This window comes from Sphingomonas sp. 2R-10 (assembly GCF_030062225.1).
Lineage (GTDB): Bacteria > Pseudomonadota > Alphaproteobacteria > Sphingomonadales > Sphingomonadaceae > Sphingomonas.
Genome location: NZ_JASCXF010000022.1, coordinates 19669 through 43554, shown reverse-complemented (window position 1 = coordinate 43554; position 23886 = coordinate 19669). Strand labels below are relative to the sequence as shown.

Here is a 23886-nt window from a genome sequence, read left to right as displayed (position 1 = left end):
GGTCGTCGTAGGATGCCCGGGGCCGCCTGTCACCGGGGTAGCGGCATGTTTGCTACGGTTTTGCTAACCATGTGTCGATTCGGCAACAGCATGGATTGCGGCCCCGCCTTCGCCTACCTACAGCACACGCCATACCTCCGTGTCAGGATATCGACCGCCCCTATGCTGCTATCGCGTTACGAGCGGATGATCGCCCGCCGCTATCTGCTCCCCGGCCGGGGGGAGGCGTTCATCGCGCTGGTCGCCTCGATCAGCCTCGTCGCGGTGATGCTGGGCGTGGCCGCGCTGGTCATCGTCATGAGCGTCATGAACGGCTTTCGTGCCGAGCTTTTCGACAAGATCGTCGGGCTGAACGGCCATGCGCTGATCCAGGGGTATAACAACCAGCTGCCCGACTGGCGCAACATCGCGGCGGAGGCGCGGCGGACGCCGGGCGTGACCAGCGCGACGCCGCTGATCGAACAGCCGCTGTTCGCGACCTATAACGGGCGGTCCGAATTCATCTTGATGCGCGGCATGCGGGTCGAGGATATCCGCGGCACGCCCACGATCCGCGACAATGTGAAGCTGGGCACGCTGAACGCGGTGACGCCGGGCAGCGGCAATGTCATCATCGGCAGCCGGCTGGCACAGGCGCTGGGCGTTACGATCGGCAGCGAGATCACGATCATCAGCCCGCAGGGGCCGACGACGCCGTTCGGCACGATGATCCGCCAGGTGCCGTACCGCATCGCCGCGATCATCGAGGTCGGGGTCTACGATCTCGACAAGGCGTATGTCATCATGCCGATCGAGGACGCGCAGGCGCTGCTGCTGAGCGGCGACACGGTCGGGTCGATCGAGCTGGAGACGACCGATCCCGACAAGGTGCAGGACATCGTCGCCCCGCTGGCGCGCAAATACGTTGCCAGCGCGCAGGTCGTCGACTGGCGCCAGCTGAACGGCGAGCTGTTTCAGGCGCTGGCGGTCGACCGGATCGTGACCTTCACCGTGCTGTCGATCCTGATCCTGATCGCGGTGTTCAACATCCTGTCGTCGCTCATCATGCTGGTCCGCGCCAAGACGCGCGACATCGCGATCCTGCGCACGATGGGGGCGACCCGTGGCGGGTTGCTGCGCATCTTCATGACGGTCGGCACGACGATCGGCGCGCTGGGCGTGGGGGCCGGGCTGGTGCTCGGCTTCGTCTTCCTCGCGTTCCGCCAGCAGGTGGTGAGCGCGATCGGCGCGGTGACCGGCATCGACATCTGGGACCCGACGATGCGCTACCTGACCGAGCTGCCGTCGAAGGTCGATCCGGTCGAGATCGTCACCATCGCGCTGGTGGCGCTGCTGTTCTCGTTCCTCGCCACGCTGTATCCGGCGTTCAAGGCGGCCAATACCGACCCTGTGCAGGTGCTGCGTTATGACTGAGCCGGTTCTGGAAACCCGCGACCTGCGCCGCAGCTTTACCCAGGGCGAGGCGACGATCGACGTGCTGCGCGGCGTCGACCTGACGGTCGCGCCGGGCGAGATCGTCGCGCTGCTGGGCCCGTCGGGGTCGGGCAAGTCGACGCTGTTGCAGGCGGTCGGCCTGCTCGAAGGCGGGTTCGAGGGCGAGATCCTGGTGTGCGGCGAACAGCTGGCCAGGGCCGGCGCCAACCGCCGGACCGAGGTGCGGCGCGACCGGATGGGCTTCATCTACCAGTTCCACCACCTGCTACCCGATTTCAACGCGGTCGAGAATGTCGTCCTGCCGCAGCTGGTGCAGGGGCGTGGCCGGGGCGAGGCGGATGCGCGGGCGACCGAGCTGCTGAGCGCGCTGGGTCTGTCGCAACGGCTGCACCATCGCCCCAGCCAGTTGTCGGGCGGCGAGCAGCAGCGCGTCGCGGTGGCGCGCGCGCTGGCGAACCGCCCCGCGCTGGTGCTGGCCGACGAGCCGACCGGCAATCTGGACGAGGCGACGGCGGACGTGGTGTTCGCCGAGTTCCTGCGGCTGGTCCGCGGGCAGGGGTCGTCGGCGCTGGTCGCGACGCATAACGAACGGCTGGCGGCGCGGATGGACCGGGTGGTGCGGCTGCACGACGGGGTGCTGCGGTGAGCGACCTGTACGACCTGGCCGTCCGCACCGCCGATGGGGCCGGGACGACGCTGGCGGAATATCGCGGCAAGGTGCTGCTGATCGTCAACGTCGCGTCGAAATGCGGGTTCACGCCGCAATATGCCGGGCTGGAGGCGCTGCATCGCAAGTTCGGGCCGCTGGGCTTTGCGGTACTGGGGTTCCCATCCAACCAGTTCGGCGGGCAGGAGCCGGGCGACGCGGCGGAGATCGCGCAATTCTGCTCGCTGACCTACGACGTCAGCTTTCCGGTCTTCGCGAAGGTCGATGTGAACGGGGCCGACGCCGCGCCCCTGTTTCGCGCGCTCAAGCAGGCGGCACCCGGCGTGCTGGGCAGCGAAGCGGTGAAGTGGAACTTCACGAAGTTCCTCGTCGGGCGCGACGCGAGCGTGACCCGGTTCGCACCCACGACCAGGCCGGAGGAACTGGAAGGCGCGGTTCTGGCGGCGCTGGCGTAACGCGCATTTCCGTGCTCCCGCGCAGGGGGGAGCCCAGGGTTCCGGTCGCCGCCGTTTCCCGTCTGGCCCTGAACCCCCGCCCGCGCGGGGGTACATTCACCTTCGGGATGGCCTACGCCGCCTGTTCCCGACGATCCGACAGCGCCCCCATGATCGCGACGATGCCGCCGAACAGGAAGCTGGCACCGAGGATATAGCCCGGCAGCGTCAGCGCCGACCATGGCACGGTGGTGTAGAGCAGGATCGCCAGCACGATGTTGAGCACGCCCAGCAACAGCATCGGCATCCGCAGCCGTTTGAAGCGGAAGCCGATGAACAGCTCCATGATCCCGCGTGCGCCAAGCCAGATAATCAGCATCAGCGTCAGCGACAGCGCGCCGCCGACCGGCATCAGTACCATATAACCGCCTGCGAGCACCGACAGCAGCCCGAACAGCGCGGCATAGCCCCGCCCGTTGCGACCGCGAAAGGCGGCGATCAGCGACGCGATGCCGCCCGCCAGAAAGAAGAAGCCGACGATCATCGTCGCCGCCAGTGTCGCGGGGAACGGTGCCGCAAAGGCGAGAATGCCGATCAGCACCGACACGATGCCGTAGGCAAGGGTCCAGCCCCATCCCGGACCGGTGGTACGGGCGTCACGAGCGAAATCAGTCATCGGTTCCTCCTGTATACCGCCGGAACGGGTGCGCTTCGTCGTGGTTCCTTCGGCTGCGCACTGGTCGAATCAGGACCGGATGGTTACGTCGGACGGATGGCGCATTCCGGGTTCGTACCGCTTCGTATCTTCTCGTCCTTCACCATGCTGGAGGGCGCGATCGATCCGAAGGCGATCGCGAAGGCCGCCCGCAAGCTGGGCTTTCCCGCTGCCGGCCTGTCGGACCGCAACGGGCTGTACGCCGCGATGGCATTTTCGGACGGGTGCAGGGATCAGGGCGTGCAGCCGGTGGTCGGCACGCTGCTGGCGGTCGCGCGGCCGGGCGGGGTCGAGGGGCAGGAGCCCGATATCGACTGGCTGCCGCTTTATGCACAGGACGCCCGCGGCTACGACAATATCTGCGCGCTGGTGTCGATGGCGCATCTCGACCGGCCGGTCGAGATTCCGGCGCATGTGCCGATCGACGCGCTGATCGGGCGCAGCGAAGGGCTGGTCGCGCTGACCGGGGCGGGCGACGGCGCGATCGCCCGGCTGTTCGCCGCCGGGCGCGATGCCGAGGCACTGGCCTATGCCGACCGGTTGCAGGCGCTGTTCGGCGACCGGCTCTATGTCGAACTGGCGCGCCGGGGCGAGGCCGTCGAGCAGCGCGCCGAGCCGCATCTGCTCGACCTAGCCTATGCCCGCGACCTGCCGCTGGTGGCGACCAACCCGTGCTGCTTCGCCGAGGCCGATTTCCACGACGCGCACGACGCGATGCTGTGCATCGCCAGTTCCAGCTATGTCGCGAGCGAGGATCGGCAGCGTTCGTCGCCCGAGGCGTGGCTGAAACCCGCGCCCGTCATGCAGGAGATGTTCGCCGACCTGCCAGAGGCATTGGCGAACACGCTGGTCGTCGCGCAGCGCTGCGCGGTGGCCGCACCCAAGCGCAAGCCGATCCTGCCCAGCCTTGCCGGCGACCGCGAGGGCGAGGCGCTGAAGCTGCGCGTCGATTCGCGCGCCGGGCTGGTCGACCGGTTGCGCAAGATCGTCGCGCTGGAGGCGGGCATGGTGCAGGCCGAGGTGGCGGTCGATGCGCCGGCCCCGTGGGAGGATGCGCCGACGCCGGCCGATACCGGGGTCATTCCCGAACTGTCCGAGGCGGAGCTTGAGGCGAAGTTTCCGGAGTATTTCAAGCGGCTGGACTTCGAACTCGACGTCATCTGTCAGATGGGGTTTCCGGGCTATTTCCTGATCGTCGCCGACTTCATCAAATGGGCAAAGGATCACGACATCCCGGTCGGGCCGGGCCGTGGTTCGGGCGCGGGGTCGGCGGTCGCATGGGCGCTGACCATCACCGATCTCGATCCGATCAAGCTGGGGCTGCTGTTCGAACGCTTCCTCAATCCCGAACGCGTGTCGATGCCCGACTTCGACATCGATTTCTGCGAAACGCGGCGCGGCGAGGTCATTCGCTACGTCCAGCAGAAATATGGCCGGGATCAGGTGGCGCAGATCATCACCTTCGGTAAGCTGAAGGCGCGCGCGGTGCTCAAGGACACGGGCCGCGTGTTGCAGATGAGCTATGGCCAGGTCGATCGCCTCGCCAAGCTGGTGCCGAACCACCCGACCGATCCGTGGACGCTGGACCGCGCGATCAACGGCGTGTCCGAACTGCACCAGCAATATGAGCGCGAGGCGGATGTGCGCCGCCTGCTCGACCTCGCCATGAAGCTGGAGGGGTTGCCGCGGCACAGCTCGACCCACGCGGCCGGCGTGGTGATCGGCGACCGCCCGCTCAGTGAACTGGTGCCCTTGTATCGCGATCCGCGCTCGGACATGCCCGTCACGCAGTTCGACATGAAATATGTCGAGGGCGCGGGGCTGGTGAAGTTCGACTTTCTCGGCCTGAAAACGCTGTCGGTGCTGAAATTCGCGGTCGAGCTGCTGGCGCGGCGCGGGATCGTCGTCGATCTCGACGCGCTGCTGTGGGACGATCCGGCGACCTACGACCTGCTCAAGCGCGGCGATACGGTGGGCGTGTTCCAGCTGGAATCGGAAGGGATGCGGCGCACGCTGACGGCGGTGCGGCCGACCAATTTCGGCGACATCATCGCGCTCGTCTCGCTCTACCGGCCGGGGCCGATGGACAACATCCCCTCGTTCGGCGCGCGCAAGGCGGGGCGGGAGGAGATCGTCTATCCGCACGGCCTGCTCGAACCGATCCTGAACGAGACCTACGGCATCTTCGTCTATCAGGAACAGGTGATGCAGGCCGCGCAGATCCTCGCGGGCTATTCGCTGGGCGGCGCCGACATGCTGCGCCGCGCGATGGGCAAGAAGGTCAAGGCGGAGATGGACGCGCAGCGCTCGATCTTCGTGAAGGGCTGTGCCGAGGTGAACGGCATCAAGGAGGCGAAGGCCAACGAGTTGTTCGACTTGATCGACAAGTTCGCCGGCTACGGCTTCAACAAGAGTCACGCGGCGGCCTATGCGCTGCTGGCGTATCAGACCGCGTGGCTGAAGGCGCATCATCCGCACGAATTCTTCGCCGCGTCGATGGCGTTCGATTATGCGCAGACCGACAAGCTGGCGATCTTCGTCGACGATATGAAGCGGCTGCGCATCGAATGCCTGCCGCCGTGCATCAATGCCAGTGACGCGACCTTCGGGGTCGAGGAGACGCCGGCGGGCGGGCTGGCGGTGCGTTATGCGCTGTCGGCGCTCAAGGGCGTCGGCGAACGCGCGATGGAACTGATGGTCGAGGAACGCGGTGCGAAGGGGCCGTACAGGTCGCTCGACGACTTCGCGTCGCGCGTCGATCCGAAGCTGCTGAACAAGCGGCAGATCGAGACGCTGGCGGCGGGCGGCGCGTTCGAATGCGTCGTCGACGACCGGGCCGGGGTCCATGCGCTGGCCGATACGCTGATGGCGACGGCGCAGCGGACCGAGGCGAACCGGTCGAGCGGGCAGGGCGGGTTGTTCGGCGAAGCGAGCGGCGCGGCCGAGACGGCGATGCGCGTGCCCGACGTCCACTGGTCGCTGACCGAATCGATCGCGGCAGAAAAGGACGCGTTCGGATTCTATTTCTCGGCGCATCCGCTCGACCGCTATGCGCACCTCGCCAGCGCACATGGCGCGCGCAAGATCGCCGACCTGGCGGGAACGGCGGTGCCCGAGGGCGGGCGGGTCGGCGCGACGGTGGCGGCGCTGGTCGAGGATGCGCGCTGGCGGACGTCAGCGCGCGGCAAGCGCTACATGATGGCGACGCTGTCCGACGCGACGGGGCAGGTGCCGGTGACGTGTTTCGACGAGGGGCCGGCGAACGATCTGGAAGCCGCGGGCAAGGTCGGCGGGTGCGGGCTGTTCACGCTCGAACTCGATCGCCGGGCAGGTGACGAGAGTGCGCGGGCCACGGTCAAGTCGCTGAAACCGTTCGACGTGATCGCGCGCGACGTCCGGCTGCGGCTGGACCTGACGATCGACGATGCCGCCGCCTATCCGGCGCTGGCCGGGCTGATGCAGGGCGAGCGCGGCGGGCGTGGCGAAATCTGGGTCGCGGTGCCGGCGGTGGACGGAATCGAAGCACGGGTATGTCTTGGCCGTGATTTTCGCATCGATGGCGAGCTTGCGGATCGGGTCGGCAGACTGCAAGGTATCGCCAGTGCGGCGTTCGATACGGTGAAAGCACCGCTTGCCGCCGTGGGATAGGGGCCTGGGCCCCGTTCGCGAAGGAGAGCGCGTGTGCTGGGCGGTATGCAGGATTTCGAACTTCGAGTACCGCGGTTGCTCGATCATGCCGAACGTGAGCATGGCAGCCGGGAGATCGTCACCCGCTGGGCCGATGGCAGCGAGACGCGGACGAACTGGGCCGGCATCGCCCGCGACGCACGGCGGCTGGCGCAGGCGCTGGAACGGCTGGGCATCCGGCCGGGTGACCGTGTCGCGACGATGGCGATGAACCACGCCCATCATCTGGTCGCATGGTATGGCGTGATCGGGATGGGCGGGGTGATCCATACCATCAACCCGCGGCTGTTCGACGACCAGCTGGCCTATATCGCCGACCATGCCGGCGACCGCGTGCTGCTGTACGATGCGGTGTTCGCCCCGATCGTCGAACGGATGACGCCGCGGCTGGGCGGGATCGAGCATTTCGTGGTGATGGACGGCGACGGGCCGGGGACGCTGCGCGCCCTGCTCGATGCCGAGGATGGCGACTATGCGTGGGTCGAGGGCGACGAGCGCGACCATTGCATGATCTGCTACACCAGCGGCACGACCGGCGATCCCAAGGGCGTCGTCTATTCGCACCGCTCGAACGTGCTGCATGCGATCGCCGAACTGCAACCCGACGAGTTCGACCTGTCGCAGCGTGCGGTGTGCCTGCCGGTGGTGCCGATGTTCCATGCGGTCGGCTGGGGCCTGCCGTTCGCCGCGCCCGCGGTGGGGGCGAAGGTCGTGTTCTCGGCGGTCAACGATCCGGCGGTGCTGTGCGACTTGATGAACCGCGAACGGGTGACGCATTCGGCGGGCGTGCCGACGGTGTGGTTCGCGATGTTCCAGTATATGGACGCGACCGGCCGCAGTCCGGAGCATCTGAAGGTCGTGACGATCGGCGGATCGGCGGCGCCGCGCGCGATGATCGAACGGATCATGCGGATGGGCGTGCGGGTCAACCATGCCTGGGGCATGACCGAAACCTCACCGATCGGGACGATGGGCGCGCCGGGACCGGACTGGGACGATCTCGGCTTCGAGCAGCAGGTCGATCAGGTCTGCCGGCAGGGCAGGGTGCCGTTCGGCGTCGAACTGCGCACCGTCGATGACGATGGCGCGATCCTGCCGCGCGACGGCGAGACCTCTGGCCGGTTGCAGGTGCGCGGGCCATGGGTGTTGAAGCGCTATTTCCGCGACGAAAGCGGCGACGCGCTGACGGCGGATGGCTGGTTCGACACCGGCGACGTGGCGATGCTCCATCCCGACGGCACGATGCAGATCACCGACCGCGCGAAGGACGTGATCAAATCGGGCGGCGAATGGATCAGCTCGGTCGATCTGGAGAATGCGGCGGTCGGCTGTGCCGGCGTGGCCGAGGCGGCGGCGATCGGCGTGCCGCATCCCCGCTGGGACGAACGCCCCGTGCTGCTGGTGGTGAAGCGACCGGACGCGGATGTCGATGCGGCTGCGGTGCTGGCGCATCTGGCCACGAAGGTCGCGAAATGGTGGTTGCCCGATCGCGTGATCTTCGTCGACGCGTTGCCGCACAGCGCGACGGGCAAGCTCAGGAAGGCGGCGTTGCGGGAAGCATATCGCGGCGTGCTGGAATAGGGGCGACGGTTCCTATCCCGCCGGATCGGTGAACAGCCCCGTCATCACCGTCGACGCATAGAATCCGACCGCCCGCTTGCGCGGCATCGTCGCGGCCCAGTTGCGCATGTCGAACGCCGCGTTCTGGAGCGCCATCAGCGCCTGTGCCGCGATCAGCGGATCGACGGCGCGGACCGATCCCTCGGCGATGCCGTCGCTGATCGTGCCGGCGAAGCGGCGGGCGATGCGGTTGGAGCGGTCGACCATCGCCTGCCGCACCCCGCCGGGGAGGCCCGCAAGCGCGGTGGTGCGCAGCAGCGGCCCCTGTTCGGTGAACTGCGCATCGACCAGCGTGGCGAGCGTGCTCGACAGGCGTTGCCAGTGGCTGCCGCCGTCACGGTCGGCGGCGCGCTGTGCGGCGGAAATGGTGTCGAAGCTGCGCTGGTAGCAGGCGGCGACCAAGTCGTCCTTCGCGTCGAGGTGGTGGTAGAACGATCCCTTGGTCACGTTCAGTTCGGATGCGATCCGCTGGACCGATGCCCCGCGATAGCCGAGTTCGTTGATGAGGCGGGTGGCGGCGCGCAGGAACGCGTCGCGCGCCGGTTCCGCGTCCGCCTGTTCTAGCAGCAGCGGCTGCGGGCGCCAATGCTGGCCGGGGCCGGCGAGGCCGTGCGTGAACACGTCCATCAGCCGTGCCTCGACCCGGTCATATTGATCGGGTTCGTAGCGGTCGAGCCATACGGTCAGCCAGAAGCAGTTTTCGAGCAGCGTGTGCGCACGCGCGCCGTGGATATCCTTGGCGACCCGGTCACGGGGTTCGCCCCATATCGTCCGCGTCTTGCGGAACACCTCGCGCCAGCCGGCGAGGAGGCGGGTCTTGAACGGGTCCTCCATCGCGCGCAGGTCGGACAGCATCGCGATCGGGCGTTCCTCGCCTGCCTCGATCTGGCGCTGGCGATCGAAATGGATGCGCAGGAACTTCGCGACGCGTGCCTCGGGCGTCGGTTCTGCCAGCGATGCGTCGAGCGTCGCCTGAAGCCATGCGAGCGTATGATCGAACGCGGCGGCGGCAAGGTCTTCCTTGCGCTTGAAATAATAGGTGACACTGGTGGTGTTCAGCCCGACGCGACGCGCGACATCGGCGAAGGTCATGCCCTTGGCACTGGCTTCGTTGATCGCCTCCGCCGCCGCGGCAAGGATGGCGTCGCGCTTGGCGCGGTAGCGTTTGGTGGCCCCGTCGGTCGTCGTCATCGCCCGACCCTAGCAGATCGGGTGTGGAGCCCAAGTGCAATTTTGCTTCCCGTCCGCAGCGTCATCTACACTTTACCGAATATGCGGTATGGCATAGACCGAATAGATCAGTTGCAGCGGGAGACGGATGTTGGACTTTCGGTTCAGTGCGCGCGAGACCGAATATCGCGACCGGGTGCGGGCGTTCCTCGCCAGCCATGTCGCGACGGCCGATGCCGCCTATCACCACGAAGTCGCGACCGGCGACCGCTGGGCCCCGCTGGCGATGCTCGAACCACTGAAGGAACAGGCGCGGGCGGCGGGGCTGTGGAACCTGTTCATGCCGCCGCATTCGGGCGCGCCAATGGTCGATGAGAGCTTCGCGTTCGAGGGAACGCAGCTTTCCAACGTCGAATATGCGCTGTGCGCCGAGGAAATGGGACGCTGGCATTGGGCGAGCGAGGTGTTCAACTGCTCGGCGCCGGACACCGGCAACATGGAAGTGCTGCATCGCTATGGCACGCGCAAACAGAAGGAAACTTGGCTGCGACCGCTGATGGACGGGCAGATCCGTTCCGCCTTCCTGATGACCGAGCCGGCGGTGGCGTCGTCGGATGCCACGAATATCGAGACGCGGATCGTGAGCGACGATGACGACTATGTGATCGACGGCCGCAAATGGTGGTCGTCGGGCACCGGCGACCCGCGCTGCGGGGTCGCGATCGTGATGGGCAAGACCGATCCCGAAGCACCGCGCCACCGCCAGCAGAGCATGATCCTGGTGCCGATGGACACGCCGGGGGTGCGGATCGAGCGGATGCTGCCGGTCTATGGCTATGACCACGCCCCGCACGGCCATGGCGAGGTGGTGCTGGAGCAGGTCCGGGTGCCCGCCGCCAACCTGTTGCTGGGGGAGGGCCGGGGGTTCGAGATCGCGCAGGGGCGGCTGGGGCCGGGGCGTATCCATCACTGCATGCGCACGATCGGCGTTGCGGAAATGGCGCTGGAGGCGATGGCCAAAAGGCTGCAATCGCGCATCGCGTTCGGCAAGCGGATCGCCGACCATTCGATCTGGGAACAGCGGGTGGCGCGGGCCCGGATCGATATCGAGATGACGCGGCTGCTGTGCCTGAAGGCCGCGGATATGATGGACCGCGCCGGCAACAAGGCGGCGCAGGGCGAGATCGCGATGATCAAGGTGCAGGCGCCGACGATGGCGCTGCAAATTCTCGACGATGCGATCCAGGCGCATGGCGGTGGCGGGGTGTCGGAGGATTTTCCGCTGGCCGCCGCGTGGGCGGCGGTGCGCACGCTGCGCTTCGCCGACGGACCGGACGAGGTGCACAACCGCGCGATCGCCCGCGCCGAGTTCGCACGGGTGTCACATGACCGCTGACCTCGACCTCGCGCGGCTGACGCCGTGGCTGGCGACGACCATCGGCGACGGGCCGGTCGAGTTGACGCGCTATCCGGGTGGGCAGAGCAATCCGACCTACCGGGTCGACGGTGCGCAAGGATCGTTCGTGCTGCGGCGCAAGCCGTTCGGGCCGCTGCTGCCCAGCGCCCATGCAATCGAGCGCGAATATGCGCTGATCGCGGCGCTGCATCCGACCGGCTATCCGGTGCCGCGTCCCGTCGCGCTGTGCGAGGATGCAAAGGTGATCGGCGCGCCCTTCTACCTGATGGAGCGGGTGGCGGGGCGGACGATCTGGGACGGGTCGATGCCGAACGCGACACCCGACGAACGGCGTGCGCATTACGAGGCGATGATCGACGCGCTGGCAGCGCTGCACGCGATCGATCCGGTCGCGGTAGGGCTGGGCGACTATGGCAAGCCGGGCAATTATTTCGAGCGGCAGGTGGCGCGCTGGACCCGGCAGTATCGCGCGAGCCAGACCGACGACCTTCCGCAAGTCGAGCGGCTGATCGAGTGGCTGCCGCGCACCGTGCCGCCACAGGACCGGGTGGCGATCGTCCATGGCGATTACCGCATCGACAACCTGATCTTTGCCGAGGACGGCCCGCGGGTGGCGGCGGTGCTCGACTGGGAACTGTCGACACTGGGCGATCCGCTGGCCGACTTCACCTATCTGCTGATGAACTGGGGCACCGAACCCGATGGGCGGTCGGGGATCAAGGGGCTGGCCGGCGCGGCAAGCGGCCTCCCGACGATCGAGGAGGTCATGGCACGCTATTGCACCGCCACCGGGCGGCGCGACGTGCCGCAGCTCGAGTGGTATTTCGCCTATAACCTGTTTCGCCTGACCGGGATCGTACAGGGCATCAAGCAGCGGGTGCGCGACGGCAACGCCGCCAGCGCGCAGGCGGCGGCGATGGCCGAGCGGGTGCCGATGCTGGCGGCGATGGCGTGGGACTTCGCGAAGAAGGCAGGGGCGTGATGCGGTTTGCGGGCAGGTCGGTGCTGGTCACCGGGGCGGGATCGGGCATCGGTCGGGCGAGCGCGATGGCCTTTGCCGGCGAAGGGGCGGGGGTGGTGTGCGCCGACCTGTCCGGTGCGGAGGCGACTGTCGCGGCGATCGAGGCGGCGGGTGGTCGGGCGGTGGCCTGTACGATGGATGCCGGCACCGACGGCGACGTGGCGCGTACGGTCGCGCTGGCGGGTGAGCGGTTCGGCGGGATCGATGTCGTCCATGCCAATGCCGGCATATCGGGCGGGATCGCCGGGTTGTTCGACACGACGGCGGAGGATTGGGCGGAGGTGCTGCGCGTCAACCTGATCGGCCCGTTCCTCGCCATCCGCCACGCCGCGCCGATCATGGCGGCGGCGGGGGGCGGCGCGATCGTGTGTACCGCCAGCGTCGCCGGCCTGCGATCGGGGGCAGGCGGGGCGGCCTATTCGGCGTCGAAGGCGGGGGTCATCAACCTCGTCCGGACCGCCGCGCAGCAATTGTCGGGATCGGGCGTTCGGGTCAACGCGGTATGCCCCGGACTGATCGAGACCGGCATGACCGCGATGGTGTACGACCATGCCCGCGAGCACGGCAAGGAAGCGCGGATCGGACGGCTGAACCCGCTGCGTCGCGGAGGCGAGGCCGAAGAGGTAGCGGCGGTCGTGCTGTTCCTCGCGTCGGCGGAGGCGAGCTATGTCAACGGACAGGCATGGGCGGTCGATGGCGGGCTGTCGTCGAGCCATCCGGTGACGCGGCAGGACTATGGGCGTACCGCCGTCTGACGCAGCGGAACGAATGACGGTCGCGACCTTTGTCGTTGGAACGACGAAGGAGTTTCCCGATGACCGCCCCGCTGAAACCGCCGATCCGCTATTCGAGCGCGCTGGAACAGCCGCAGCCGACCGAGGGCGAGACCGTCGCACAGATGAAGGAATCGTTCGACACGATCCTCGAGACGACGTCGAAGGATTATGGCAAGGCGGTCCGTGCGGTCCATGCGAAGAGCCACGGCATCCTGCACGGCGAACTGAGCATCCGCGACGACCTGCCGCCCGAATATGCGCAGGGGCTGTTCGCGGCACCGGGCATCTATCCGGTGGTCATGCGGTTCTCGACCAATCCCGGCGACATCCTCGACGACGCGATCGGCCTGCCGCGCGGTCTTGCTTGGAAGGTGCTGGAGGTCGATGGCGACCGCCTGCCCGGTGCGGAAGGGCGGACACAGGACTTCGTGATGGTCAACGCGCCGGTCTTCGCCGCGCCGACGCCCGAGAAGTTCGCCGGCAACCTCAAGCTGCTCGCAAGGACGACCGACAAGGCGGAATGGGCGAAGAAGGCGCTGTCCTATGTCCTGCGCAGCGCCGAGGCCGCGCTGGAGGCGGTCGGGACCGAGAGCACGCTGCTCAAGACCATGGGCGGATCGAAGAACGTCCACCCGCTGGGCGAAACCTATTTTTCCGCCACGCCGTTCCGCCACGGGGCGTTCGTCGCGAAATATCAGGTGGTGCCGGTTTCGCCGGACCTCACCGCGCTGACCGGCAGCGTCATCGATACCAGCGGCCGCCCGGATGCGATCCGCGAGGACATGCAACGCTCGGCCGCCACGGTACGCGGCGAATGGGAGGTGCGCGTGCAGCTGTTACGCGACAGCGATGCGCAGCCGATCGAGGATGCGGCGACCGAGTGGCCCGAAGCGGTCAGCCCCTATGTCACGGTCGCGACGATCCGCACCGCGCCACAGGACAGCTGGTCGGCGGACAAGGCGGCCGCGGTCGACGAGAATCTGCGGTTCAGCGTGTGGACCGGTCTTGCCGCGCACCAGCCACTGGGCGGCGTCAACCGGGTGCGCAAGCCGGTGTACGACCATTCGGCGGACTATCGGCGGCGGTTCAACGGGTGTCCATTGCACGAGCCGGTTTGAGGGTTTTCCGGCTTCGCGCACTGCCGTTTGTGCTGAGTAGGGGCTGAGCGAAGTCGAAGACCCGTATCGAAGCACTTCATAAGCGGTCCTTCGATACGCCCCTTCGACAAGCTCAGTGGCTACTCAGGATGAACGGTATTTGATCGTGTAACGAAGGCGCCGCTATTCCCGAACCCGCACCAGCCCCTCTTGCGCCACGCTCGCCACCAGCCGGCCGTCGCGGCCGAAGAAGCGGCCGCGGTTGAAGCCGCGGGCGTGGCCGGCCCACGGGCTGTCGGTCTGGTAGAGCAGCCAGTCGTCGGCCCGGAACGGTTCGTGCAGCCACAGCGCATGGTCGACGCTGGCGGTCTGCACCCGGTCCATCATCCAGTGGATGCCGTGCGGCAGCATGCAGGTGCCCAGCAGCATCATGTCGCTGGCGTAGGCCAGCATCGCGCGGTGCAGCGTCATGTCGTCGCCGATCGGCGCGACCGCGCGGAACCAGCCATGTTGCAGCGGCGCGCGCGGGGTCGGGTCGGTCCAGTGCTCGGCCTCGACCGGGCGGATTTCGATCGGGCGGGCGCGCAGGAACAGGTGGCGATATTTCTCGGGAATGCGGTCCTGCATCGATTGGCGCAACTCGGTGTCCGACGGCAGCGATTCGGGTGGCGGCACGTCGGGCATGGCATCCTGATGGCCGAGGCCGTTCTCCGGCAGCTGGAACGATGCCGCCATATTCAGGATCGCCTTTCCCTGCTGCATCGCGATCACCCGCGCATTGGCGAAGCTGCGCCCGGCAAAGTCGCGGACGACGCGGTAGACGATCGGATGCTGCTCATCGCCCGGCCGCAGGAAATAGGCGTGGAGCGAATGGGCGATCTTCTCGCCGCCGATCGAGCGCTGCGCCGCCTGCAACGCCTGCGCGATCACCTGCCCGCCGAACACGCGACCGACGCCGCCGGGGTTGCGGGGGCCGCGATACAGGTCGGTGTCGATCTCCTCGATATCCAGCAGGCGGATCAGGCCGGCGATCAGGTCGGCGGGGGTGGGCCCCATCAATAGCCTCCGGCGCGGGCGACGCGGTCGCTGTGATAGGCGATGTCGCCGAACATCTCGGTCAGGACGCGGGCGCGCTTCATGAAGAAACCGATATCGGCCGCATCGGTCATGCCGATCCCGCCATGCATCTGCACCGATTCCTGCACCGACAGCGTCATCGCCATCCCCGCCATCGCCTTTGCCACCGACACCGCGATATCGGCGTCGGGCGAGGCGTCGTCGAGCAATTGCTGTGCCTTAAGCACCGCGGCGCGGGCGACCTCCATCTCCGAATACAGGTGGGCGGCGCGGTGTTGCAGCGCCTGGAAGCTACCGATCGTCTGGCCGAACTGCTTGCGCTGGCGCAGGTAATCGAGCGTGCGGGTCATCGCGCCGTCGCCGACGCCGAGCGATTCCGCCGCCGCGCCGGTGCGGGCGGCGGCAAGCAGGCGGGCGAGCGCGGTACGACCACCGTCGACGTCGCCGACGACGGCATCGCCGTCCACCTCGACCCCGTCGAGCGTCAGCCGCGCGGCGATGCTGCTGTCGACCAGCCGCCGCGGATCGGCAGTCAGGCCGGGCGTACCGGCGGGCAGCGCGAACAGCGTCAGGCCGTCGGCATCGTCCGCGTCGCCGGCGGTGCGCGCGACGACGAGGATCAGGTCGGCGATATGGCCGTGCGCCACGAACTGCTTGGTGCCCGACAGGCGGAAGCCGTTGCCCGACCGTTCGGCGCGCAGCGCAACCGCGTCGCCATGCTTGCCGCGTTCGTCGATCGCCAGCGCGGCGATGGTCCGGCCGGCAGCGATTTCGGGCAGCCAGCGCTCGCCCGGGCCGGTGCCGGTCAGCGCGGCGACGGCGGCGACCGAGGTGGCGAGGAACGGCGAGGGCGACAGGTTGCGACCGATCTCCTCCAGCACGATCCCCGCTTCGACATGGCCAAGGCCGAGACCGCCGGCGGCTTCGGGCACCATCATGCCGGTGAAGCCCATCTCGGCGAACTTCACCCACAGGCCACGATCGAAGCCGGTCGCGTCGTCGGCGTCGCGCAATGCGCGCAGGTGATCGACCGGTGCCGCTTCGGCGAGGAATTCGCGCGCGGTGTCGGCGAGCATGGTCTGATCTTCGTTCAGAAACAGGGGCATGGTATCGATTCCTGACGAAAGGTCACTGAGTCGGCAGGTTGAGGATGCGACGCGCGACGATGTTGAGCTGGATTTCGGACGTGCCGCCCTCGATCGAATTGGCCTTGGTCCGGAGCCATGCGCGCGGAGCGGCGCCCCGCTGGCTGTCGGCGCTGTCCCATTCGAGCAGGTCGCTGCCGCCTGCCGCCATCATCAGTTCGTGGCGCGTCTTGTTCAGTTCGGTTCCGACATATTTCATCATGCTGGGCTGGGCGGGATGCGCGCGCCCGGCCTTCAGTTCGTCGCGGAAGCGTTCGGACATGGCGGTGAAGGCGCGGGCGCGGACGTCGAACGTCGCGAGTGCGGCACGCAGCATCGGGTCGGCGAGCCGGCCCTGTGCGTCGCGCCCGATCGTCTCGACCGCGCGGTCGATCAGCGGGCCGTTGCCGGCCATGCCCATGCCGGAGATCATCTCGCGCTCATGGCCCAGCAGGTACTTGGCGACGCCCCACCCCTTGTTCCGCTCTCCGACCAGATTGGCCTTGGGCACGCGGACATCGTCGAAGAAGGTTTCGCAGAAGGGCGAGTTGCCCGAGATCAGCCTGATCGGGCGCGTGGTGATGCCGGGCGAGGCCATGTCGAACAACAGGAAGCTGATGCCGCCCTGCTTGGTCGTGCGGTCGGTGCGGACGAGGCAGAAGATCCAGTCGGCCTTGTCGGCATAGCTGGTCCACACCTTCTGCCCGTTGACGATGAAGTCGTCGCCGTCGTCGACCGCGCTGGTCTGAAGCCCGGCGAGGTCGGAACCGGCGCCGGGTTCGCTATAGCCCTGACACCAGCGGATTTCGCCGCGGGCGATCTTGGGCAGATGTTCCTGCTTCTGCTCCTCGGTCCCGTATTGCAGCAGCGCGGGGCCGAGCATCGAGATACCGAACGAATAGAGCGGATTACGTGCATTCAGCGCCGCCATTTCCTCGCGCAGGATCTTTGCTTCGGCGGGCGACAGGCCGCCGCCGCCATAGGCGGTCGGCCAGTCGGGCACGGTCCAGCCGCGCGCCGCTATCCGGTCGAGCCATAGCTTCTGGTCCGGATCGGCATAGGTCGGGTTGCGACCGCCCCAGGTGACGTCGCGGTCGGAGCGGACGGGTTCGCGCATCGACGGCGGGCAGTTTTGCTCCAGCCATGCGCGGGTATCGGCGCGGAATGCGGCAAGATCGCTCATGACGTGAACCGCCCACCCTGCTCGGCCTTTTCGCGCAGCAGCGGCGCCACGTCGAAGCCGTGGCGGTCGAGGCCTTCGACGATCTTCTTCAACCCTTCGGTATCCGCCCAGAACATCGGTCCGCCGCGATAGACCGGCCAGCCATAGCCGTAGATCCACACCACATCGATGTCCGATGCGCGCTGCGCCTTGCCCTCGGCCAGGATCTTCGCCCCTTCGTTGACCATCGGGTAGAGCGTGCGCTCGACGATCTCCTGATCGGTGATCTCGTGCTGCGGGGTGCCGGTCTTCCTGCGGAAATCCTCGATGATCTCGGCGACGCGCGGGCTGTTCGATGCAGTGCGCCTGTCGTCGTAATCGTAGAATCCGGCCTGCTTCTTCTGGCCCCAGCGGCCTTCGGCGGCCAGCGCGTCGCGGATACTCTCGATCCGGTTCGGGTCGCGATGCCAGCCGATATCGACACCGGCCAGGTCGGCCATCTGGAACGGGCCCATCGGCATGCCGAAGTCGACATGGACGCGATCGACCTGTTCGGGCGTCGCACCTTCGAGCAGCAGCTTCATCGCCTCCACCTGACGCGGCTCCAGCATCCGGTTGCCGATGAAGCCATGGCACACGCCGGCGATCACTGCGACCTTGCGGATCTTCTTCGACAGCGCCATCGCCGTCGCCAGCACGTCGTCGGCGGTCGCGGCGCCGCGCACGATCTCCAGCAGTTTCATGACGTTGGCGGGCGAGAAGAAGTGCAGGCCGAGCACGTCCTGCGGACGCTTCGTCGCGGCGGCGATGACGTCGATATCGAGATAGCTGGTGTTCGACGCGAGGATCGCGCCGGGTTTGCAGATCGCGTCCAGCTTGCCGAAAATGTCCTGCTTGACCGACATTTCCTCATACACCGCCTCGATTACCAGATCGGCGTCGGACAGGTCCTGCAACGACAGCGTGGGGGTGAGCAGCGCCATCGCCCGGTCGACCTGCTGCGCGGTCATCCGCCCCTTGGCGGCGGTCGCGTCATAGTTCCGGCGGATGGTGGCGGTGCCGCGGTCCAGCGCGTCCTGCTGCATCTCGACGATCGTCACGGGGATGCCGGCCGACAGGAAGTTCATGGCGATGCCGCCGCCCATCGTACCCGCGCCGATGATGCCGACGCGTGCGATCGGACGCTGCGCGACGTCGTCGGCGATACCGTCGATCTTCGATGCCTTGCGTTCGGCGAAGAAGATGTGCCGCTGTGCCGCCGACTGTACGCCGAACATCAGCTTCATGAATTGCTGCCGTTCGAATTCGACCCCCTCGGCATAGGGCGTCCCGGTCGCCTTCACCACGCAGGCAATGTTGGCGGCGGGGGCTTCGAACCCGCGGAAGCGGCGGGCATTGGCCCGTTCGAACGCGGCGACCGCTTCCGGATCGGGCGAGAGCGGGCGCTGCGATGCCCGGGGCAGGGGGCGGATGTCGGCGACCTCGCGGGCATAGGCGATCGCGTCGTCCAGCAGGCTGGTCTCGCCGGCCAGCCGGTCGACGATGCCGACATCCTTCGCCACGCTCGCCGGGATCGGATCGCCCTTCGCCACCAGTTCCAGCGCGACGGCGACACCGGCAAGGCGCGGCAGGCGCTGCGTCCCGCCGGCGCCCGGCAGCAGGCCGAGCTTGACTTCGGGCGTGCCGAGCTTGGCGCTGGGCACCGTGATCCGGTAATGGCTGGCGATCGCGACCTCGCATCCGCCGCCCAGCGCGGTGCCATGAATCGCGGCGACGACCGGCTTGTCCGACCCCTCGATCATGTCGACCAGTTCGGGCAGCAGCGGTTCGACCGGGGGCTTGCCGAATTCGGTGATGTCGGCCCCGGCGAAGAAGGTGCGGCCGGCACAGGCGATGACGACGGCGCGGATCGACGCGTCGCCGGCGGCCTGTTCGATCGCGGCCTTCAGTTCCAGCCGGACCGGCGCCGACAGGGCGTTGACCGGCGGGTTGTCGGCGATCGCGATCAGGATGTCGCCATGGCGATGGATAGTCACGGACATGCTCGGCCTTCTCCACAAATTGGCATACCGGTAATTCTAAACCGGTGCGTCGCTGACGCATTCTATTGCCTTTTGCAGGATCATAATCAATAGTGCGCGGCAGGAGATGCGCGAAGGCCGGGCAAACCCGACCTTCGACAGATCGAATGGCGGGAGCAGGATGGTGGCGGCAGGCGAAGCGACGATGACGGTGCCGGGTGACTGGCCGCGGATGTCGATGGCGGCGGTCGAAGCCGCGCTGACCGCCCCCGGTGCACCGTTCGAGATGGCGCACGCGACGATCGACGGGATCGACACGCGCGTATGGCGGAACGCGCCGGCCAGCCTCGTCCAGTTGATCGCCCTGTCACGCACCCATGGCGAACGGCTGGCGACGATCCACGAAACCCAGCGGGTCAGCTACGAAGCGCAGTATCGCGCCATCGCCACGCTGGCGGCGGGGCTGCGGGACATGGGCGTCGGCAAGGGCGACCGGGTGGCGCTGGCGATGCGCAACGTGCCCGAATGGCCGGTCGCGTTCTTCGCGATCGTGGCGCTGGGCGCTGTGTGCGTGCCGCTGAACGCATGGTGGAGCCCGCAGGAGCTGGCGTACGGGGTCAACGATTCGGGCGCGCGGGTATTGATCGTCGACCGGCAGCGGTACGACCGGATCGGCGATTATGCGGCGATGCCGGCGCTGGAGGCGGTGCTGGTCGCGCGGGCGCGGGTGCCGCTGGGCGGGATCGCCCGTCGGCTGGAGGAGGTCATCGGCAACTGCGCGGGCTATGCGACGCTGCCCGAGGTCGCGCTGCCCGACGTGGCGATCGCCCCCGACGATCCGGCGACGATCTTCTATACCAGCGGCACGACCGGCCGGCCCAAGGGCGCGCTGGGCACGCATCGCAACCTGTCGACCAACATCCTGTCGAGTGCGTACGTCTCCGCCCGGTCGTATCTGCGCCGGGGCGAAATGCCCCCCGAACCGCAGCCCAAGGTCGGGTTGCTGGTCATCCCGTTCTTTCATGTGACGGCGTGCAGCGCGTCGCTGATGGGGGCGCTGGCCAGCGGAACGACGTTGGTGCTGATGCGCAAATGGGACGCGGGCGAGGCACTGGCGCTGATCGAGCGGGAACGCGTGCAGATCACCGGCGGGGTGCCGACGATCGCGTGGCAGCTGCTGGAACATCCCGACCGGGCCAGCCACGACCTGTCGTCGCTGGAGGTGGTGCAATATGGCGGCGCGCCATCCGCGCCCGACCTGGTGAAGCGCATCTTCGAGGTGTTCGGCGCGCTGCCCGGCAATGGCTGGGGCATGACCGAGACGATGGCGACGGTGACGCAGCATGTCGGCGAGGATTATCTGGCGCGACCGACCAGCTGCGGCGCGCCGGTGCCGGTCGCCGACCTGAAGATCATGGCCCCCGACGGTTCGGCGGAACTGCCGGTGGGCGAGATCGGCGAGCTGTGGGCGCGCGGGCCGATGATCGTGCGCGGCTACTGGAACGATCCGGAAGCCACCGCGCAGACCTTCGTCGACGGCTGGGTCCGCACCGGCGACCTCGCCCGGCTGGACGGGGAAGGCTTCTGCACCATCGTCGACCGCGCCAAGGACATCATCATCCGTGGCGGCGAGAACATCTATTCGATCGAGGTCGAGGACGTGCTGTACGCGCACCCCGCCGTCACCGATGCCGCGCTGGTCGGCGTGCCCGACCGGGTGCTGGGCGAGGTGCCCGCCGCCGTCGTCCACCTGTGCCCGGGATGCGAGGCGAGCGAGCGCGAGTTGCAGGACTTCGTGCGGGCGCGACTGGCCGGGTTCAAGGTGCCGGTGCAGGTGCGGTTTTCCGACACCGTCCTGCCGCGCAACGCCAACGGGAAGATATTGAAGGACGAACTGCGGGCGATGTTCGCGGGGGGCTGAGCGGCCAAAGGTCACGAAAGTCACACTTGCACGCTGTTGCGCAGTGTTTGCGAATCCTTTGCAACTGGCGTCACCCGGTGAACGCGAGACCTCTGCAAAAGTCTCCAACAGAGCGAACGCCTCGCCGTACCCCGGCGAAGGCCGGGGTCCAGTTGGAAAGGCGTTTCCGTATCTTACCAATGCCCCCCAACTGGGCCCCGGCCTTCGCCGGGGTACGGATTGAGGGCCTTTGCAGAGGTTTCGCGAAGGCCGGGGTCTCCTGCGCCTCCCGTCCCGTGCCGTCACCGGGCGATTCCGGCCTGCGCCGGGATGACGCCCGTGGCGGACGGAGTTAGGTGCGATGTGACGTGTCAAAGAGCGGGACCCTGCAAAGGTCGGCCACCATCCTGTCGCGGGGCGGACGTGTAGGAAAGCGATGATTGCGCGCCCCCAGCCGATCCCTTCGCAAACGCGGCGAAAACTGCTACGCGCCCGCCCATGCTCAATCTGAACGGTATCACGGTGCGCCTGGGCGGGCGGACGATCCTCGACAATGCCAGCGCGGCGCTGCCGCCGGGGAGCCGCGTCGGGCTGATCGGGCGCAACGGCGCGGGCAAGTCGACGCTGGTCCGCGTGATCGCCGGGCAGCTGGAACCCGACAACGGCACGGCGGAAATGCCGCGCGGATCGCGGCTGGGCTATGTCGCGCAGGAAGCACCCGCCGGACAGGCGACCCCGTTCGAGACCGTGCTGGAGGCCGATGTCGAACGCGCGCGGCTGATGCACGATGCCGAGACGGTGACCGATCCCGACCGGCTGGGCGATATCCACGAACGGCTGCTGGCGATCGACGCATACGGCGCGCCGGCGCGGGCGGCGCGGATCCTGGTCGGGCTGGGCTTCGACGAGGAGATGCAGGGCCGGGCGCTGGAGAGCTATTCGGGCGGGTGGCGGATGCGGGTCGCGCTGGCGGCGCTGCTGTTCAGCCAACCCGACGTGCTGCTGCTCGACGAACCGTCGAACCACCTCGACCTCGAAGCGGTGATGTGGCTGGAGGATTTCCTCAAAGGCTACAAGGCGACGATCGTCGTCGTCAGCCACGAACGCGATTTCCTGAACAACGTCGTCGACCATATCCTGCACCTGCATCAGGGCAAGATCACGCTGTATCCGGGCGGCTATGACGCGTTCGAGAAGCAGCGCGCCGAGCGGCTGGCGCAGCTGGAGGCGGCGCGGGTCAATCAGGCGGCGCAGCGGGCCAAGCTGCAGGAATATGTCGCCAAGAACTCGGCGCGGGCCTCCACCGCCAAGCAGGCCCAGTCGCGTCTGAAGATCCTCGCCAAGATGAAGCCGATCGCGGCGATGGCAGAGGACCCCAGCCTGTCGTTCGACTTTCCCGATCCCGATGAACTGCGCCCACCGCTCATCACGCTGGACATGGCCAGCGTCGGATACGGCGACACGCCGATCCTCAAGCGGCTGAATTTGCGGATCGATCCCGAGGACCGCATCGCGCTGCTGGGCCGCAACGGCAACGGCAAGACGACGCTGGCGCGGTTGCTGGCGGCGCAACTGGCGCCGATGGACGGCGACATGAACGCCGCGGGCAAGATGAAGGTCGGCTATTTCACCCAGTATCAGGTGGAGGAGCTGAGCACCGACGACACGCCGCTGGAACATATGACGCGCCAGATGAAGGGCGCGTCGCCCGCCGCGGTGCGGGCGCAGCTCGGCCGGTTCGGTTTTTCGGGTGACAAGGCGATTACGCTGGTCGGCAAGCTGTCGGGCGGCGAACGCGCGCGGCTGGCGCTGGCGCTCATCACCCGCGATGCGCCGCACATGCTGATCCTCGACGAACCGACCAACCACCTCGACGTCGATGCGCGCGAGGCGCTGGTGCAGGCGCTCAACGCCTATACCGGCTGCGTGCTGCTGGTCAGCCACGACCGGCACATGCTGGAGGCGACCGCCGACCGGCTGGTGCTGGTCGATGAAGGCACCGCGAAGGAATTTGACGGGACGATCGATGACTATATCGCGCTGATCCTCGGCAATTCGGCGAAGGAAAAGGCCAAGAAGGCCAACAAGAAGGACGACCGCAAGGCCGCCGCCGAAGCGCGCGAAAAGGCGCAGGTGCTGAAGAAGGGCGCACAGGCGATCGAGCGCGATCTGGCGCGGTTGACCGAACAGCGCGATGCGCTGGACGCGGCGATGGCGGGGAATGCGATCCCGGCGCTGGCGCGGCTGACGATGGCGCAGCTGATGAAGCGGCGTGCGAGCCTCGATACCGAGATCGAGGTGGCGGAGATGAAGTGGATGGAGGCGAACGAGGCGTTGGAGGCTTTGGCGGCTTAGGGTCCCTCGTCATCCCGACGAAAGTCGGGATCCATGGATATATGACGTATCGAAAGAGCCGCGACAGCTCGTGTCCATGGATCCCGGCCTGCGCCGGGATGACGGTCGTTCTGGAGCTATCGACGTGCGCTGTCGAAGGTGCCGGCGATCCCGCTCAGTTCAAGCGCCGAGCGCGCCTCCAGCAATAAGCCCCGAGCGCGGACGGGATG

General features: G+C 67.6%; 17 protein-coding genes. 11 read left to right on the top strand and 6 right to left on the bottom strand.

Annotation, left to right across the window (positions count from 1 at the left end):
- Positions 1 to 162: 162 nt before the first annotated feature.
- From QLH51_RS11650 to QLH51_RS11640, 3 genes are read left to right on the top strand one after another with little or no spacing between them, the layout of a single operon-like run.
- Entirely contained in the window at positions 163 to 1413 is a 1251-nt protein-coding gene (locus tag QLH51_RS11650; protein WP_125659135.1) for a lipoprotein-releasing ABC transporter permease subunit, read from the top strand.
- Positions 1406 to 2080, top strand: a complete 675-nt coding sequence (locus QLH51_RS11645; protein WP_125659138.1) for an ABC transporter ATP-binding protein — start codon at positions 1406 to 1408, stop codon at positions 2078 to 2080. The genes QLH51_RS11650 and QLH51_RS11645 overlap by 8 nt, the downstream gene beginning before the upstream one ends.
- A complete protein-coding gene (locus QLH51_RS11640) occupies positions 2077 to 2556 on the top strand; it encodes a glutathione peroxidase (protein WP_125659141.1) in 480 nt (159 codons plus the stop codon). The genes QLH51_RS11645 and QLH51_RS11640 overlap by 4 nt, the downstream gene beginning before the upstream one ends.
- A gap of 112 nt (positions 2557 to 2668) precedes the next feature.
- On the opposite strand, the gene QLH51_RS11635 is transcribed toward QLH51_RS11640, so the two are convergent.
- Entirely contained in the window at positions 2669 to 3211 is a 543-nt protein-coding gene (locus QLH51_RS11635; RefSeq protein WP_125659145.1) for an HdeD family acid-resistance protein, read from the bottom strand.
- 96 nt (positions 3212 to 3307) lie between these two features.
- On the opposite strand from QLH51_RS11635, the gene dnaE reads away from it, so the two are divergent.
- Together dnaE and QLH51_RS11625 are read left to right on the top strand one after the other, a co-directional pair.
- Entirely contained in the window at positions 3308 to 6898 is a 3591-nt protein-coding gene (gene dnaE, locus QLH51_RS11630) for a DNA polymerase III subunit alpha (RefSeq protein ID WP_125659148.1), read from the top strand.
- 45 nt (positions 6899 to 6943) lie between these two features.
- A complete protein-coding gene (locus QLH51_RS11625) occupies positions 6944 to 8518 on the top strand; it encodes a long-chain fatty acid--CoA ligase (protein WP_125659255.1) in 1575 nt (524 codons plus the stop codon).
- 12 nt (positions 8519 to 8530) lie between these two features.
- On the opposite strand, the gene QLH51_RS11620 is transcribed toward QLH51_RS11625, so the two are convergent.
- Positions 8531 to 9748 carry a TetR/AcrR family transcriptional regulator gene (locus tag QLH51_RS11620; protein ID WP_125659151.1) on the bottom strand — a complete coding sequence of 406 codons (1218 nt, stop codon included), beginning with the start codon at positions 9746 to 9748 and terminating at the stop codon, positions 8531 to 8533.
- Positions 9749 to 9878: 130 nt separating this feature from the next.
- Between QLH51_RS11620 and QLH51_RS11615 the strand changes: the two genes are divergently transcribed.
- Genes QLH51_RS11615 through QLH51_RS11600 form a run of 4 tightly spaced genes read left to right on the top strand, consistent with a single transcriptional unit; the run spans position 9879 to position 14059 of the window.
- A complete protein-coding gene (locus tag QLH51_RS11615; RefSeq protein WP_125659154.1) occupies positions 9879 to 11123 on the top strand; it encodes an acyl-CoA dehydrogenase family protein in 1245 nt (414 codons plus the stop codon).
- Positions 11113 to 12126: a phosphotransferase family protein gene (locus QLH51_RS11610; protein ID WP_125659157.1), complete on the top strand. Its 1014-nt coding sequence runs from the start codon at positions 11113 to 11115 to the stop codon at positions 12124 to 12126. The genes QLH51_RS11615 and QLH51_RS11610 overlap by 11 nt, the downstream gene beginning before the upstream one ends.
- On the top strand, positions 12126 to 12920 hold the full coding sequence (locus tag QLH51_RS11605) for an SDR family NAD(P)-dependent oxidoreductase (protein ID WP_125659258.1): 795 nt from the start codon (positions 12126 to 12128) through the stop codon (positions 12918 to 12920). Before QLH51_RS11610 ends, QLH51_RS11605 begins: the two co-directional genes overlap by 1 nt.
- A gap of 59 nt (positions 12921 to 12979) precedes the next feature.
- Positions 12980 to 14059, top strand: coding sequence for a catalase family protein (locus tag QLH51_RS11600; protein WP_125659159.1), 1080 nt, complete (start codon positions 12980 to 12982; stop codon positions 14057 to 14059).
- 162 nt (positions 14060 to 14221) lie between these two features.
- On the opposite strand, the gene QLH51_RS11595 is transcribed toward QLH51_RS11600, so the two are convergent.
- From QLH51_RS11595 to QLH51_RS11580, 4 genes are read right to left on the bottom strand one after another with little or no spacing between them, the layout of a single operon-like run.
- Positions 14222 to 15094: an acyl-CoA thioesterase gene (locus QLH51_RS11595; protein ID WP_125659162.1), complete on the bottom strand. Its 873-nt coding sequence runs from the start codon at positions 15092 to 15094 to the stop codon at positions 14222 to 14224.
- Complete coding sequence (locus tag QLH51_RS11590) at positions 15094 to 16221, bottom strand: acyl-CoA dehydrogenase family protein (protein WP_125659165.1); 1128 nt, start codon at positions 16219 to 16221, stop codon at positions 15094 to 15096. Before QLH51_RS11590 ends, QLH51_RS11595 begins: the two co-directional genes overlap by 1 nt.
- Positions 16222 to 16243: 22 nt before the next feature.
- Positions 16244 to 17422 (bottom strand): acyl-CoA dehydrogenase family protein, encoded by a 1179-nt coding sequence (locus QLH51_RS11585; protein WP_125659169.1) that lies wholly within the window; start codon positions 17420 to 17422, stop codon positions 16244 to 16246.
- A complete protein-coding gene (locus QLH51_RS11580; RefSeq protein ID WP_125659172.1) occupies positions 17419 to 19443 on the bottom strand; it encodes a 3-hydroxyacyl-CoA dehydrogenase NAD-binding domain-containing protein in 2025 nt (674 codons plus the stop codon). The genes QLH51_RS11585 and QLH51_RS11580 overlap by 4 nt, the downstream gene beginning before the upstream one ends.
- A 160-nt stretch (positions 19444 to 19603) precedes the next feature.
- On the opposite strand from QLH51_RS11580, the gene QLH51_RS11575 reads away from it, so the two are divergent.
- Positions 19604 to 21343: a class I adenylate-forming enzyme family protein gene (locus tag QLH51_RS11575; RefSeq protein ID WP_443018830.1), complete on the top strand. Its 1740-nt coding sequence runs from the start codon at positions 19604 to 19606 to the stop codon at positions 21341 to 21343.
- Between the two features lie 477 nt (positions 21344 to 21820).
- Positions 21821 to 23677 (top strand): ABC-F family ATP-binding cassette domain-containing protein, encoded by a 1857-nt coding sequence (locus QLH51_RS11570; protein ID WP_125659175.1) that lies wholly within the window; start codon positions 21821 to 21823, stop codon positions 23675 to 23677.
- Positions 23678 to 23886 lie beyond the last annotated feature (209 nt).

Bases quoted from the DNA above. Each gene is read 5' to 3' on its own strand.
- QLH51_RS11645 (WP_125659138.1), top strand. From the start codon at position 1,406: ATGACTGAGCCGGTTCTGGAAACCCGCGACCTGCGCCGCAGCTTTACC.
- QLH51_RS11635 (WP_125659145.1), bottom strand. From the start codon at position 3,211: ATGACTGATTTCGCTCGTGACGCCCGTACCACCGGTCCGGGATGGGGC.
- QLH51_RS11620 (WP_125659151.1), bottom strand. From the start codon at position 9,748: ATGACGACGACCGACGGGGCCACCAAACGCTACCGCGCCAAGCGCGAC.
- QLH51_RS11575 (WP_443018830.1), top strand. From the start codon at position 19,604: ATGGTGGCGGCAGGCGAAGCGACGATGACGGTGCCGGGTGACTGGCCG.
- QLH51_RS11610 (WP_125659157.1), top strand. From the start codon at position 11,113: ATGACCGCTGACCTCGACCTCGCGCGGCTGACGCCGTGGCTGGCGACG.
- dnaE (WP_125659148.1), top strand. From the start codon at position 3,308: ATGGCGCATTCCGGGTTCGTACCGCTTCGTATCTTCTCGTCCTTCACC.
- QLH51_RS11650 (WP_125659135.1), top strand. From the start codon at position 163: ATGCTGCTATCGCGTTACGAGCGGATGATCGCCCGCCGCTATCTGCTC.
- QLH51_RS11580 (WP_125659172.1), bottom strand. From the start codon at position 19,443: ATGTCCGTGACTATCCATCGCCATGGCGACATCCTGATCGCGATCGCC.
- QLH51_RS11600 (WP_125659159.1), top strand. From the start codon at position 12,980: ATGACCGCCCCGCTGAAACCGCCGATCCGCTATTCGAGCGCGCTGGAA.
- QLH51_RS11585 (WP_125659169.1), bottom strand. From the start codon at position 17,422: ATGAGCGATCTTGCCGCATTCCGCGCCGATACCCGCGCATGGCTGGAG.
- QLH51_RS11605 (WP_125659258.1), top strand. From the start codon at position 12,126: ATGCGGTTTGCGGGCAGGTCGGTGCTGGTCACCGGGGCGGGATCGGGC.
- QLH51_RS11570 (WP_125659175.1), top strand. From the start codon at position 21,821: ATGCTCAATCTGAACGGTATCACGGTGCGCCTGGGCGGGCGGACGATC.
- QLH51_RS11625 (WP_125659255.1), top strand. From the start codon at position 6,944: ATGCAGGATTTCGAACTTCGAGTACCGCGGTTGCTCGATCATGCCGAA.
- QLH51_RS11595 (WP_125659162.1), bottom strand. From the start codon at position 15,094: ATGGGGCCCACCCCCGCCGACCTGATCGCCGGCCTGATCCGCCTGCTG.
- QLH51_RS11590 (WP_125659165.1), bottom strand. From the start codon at position 16,221: ATGCCCCTGTTTCTGAACGAAGATCAGACCATGCTCGCCGACACCGCG.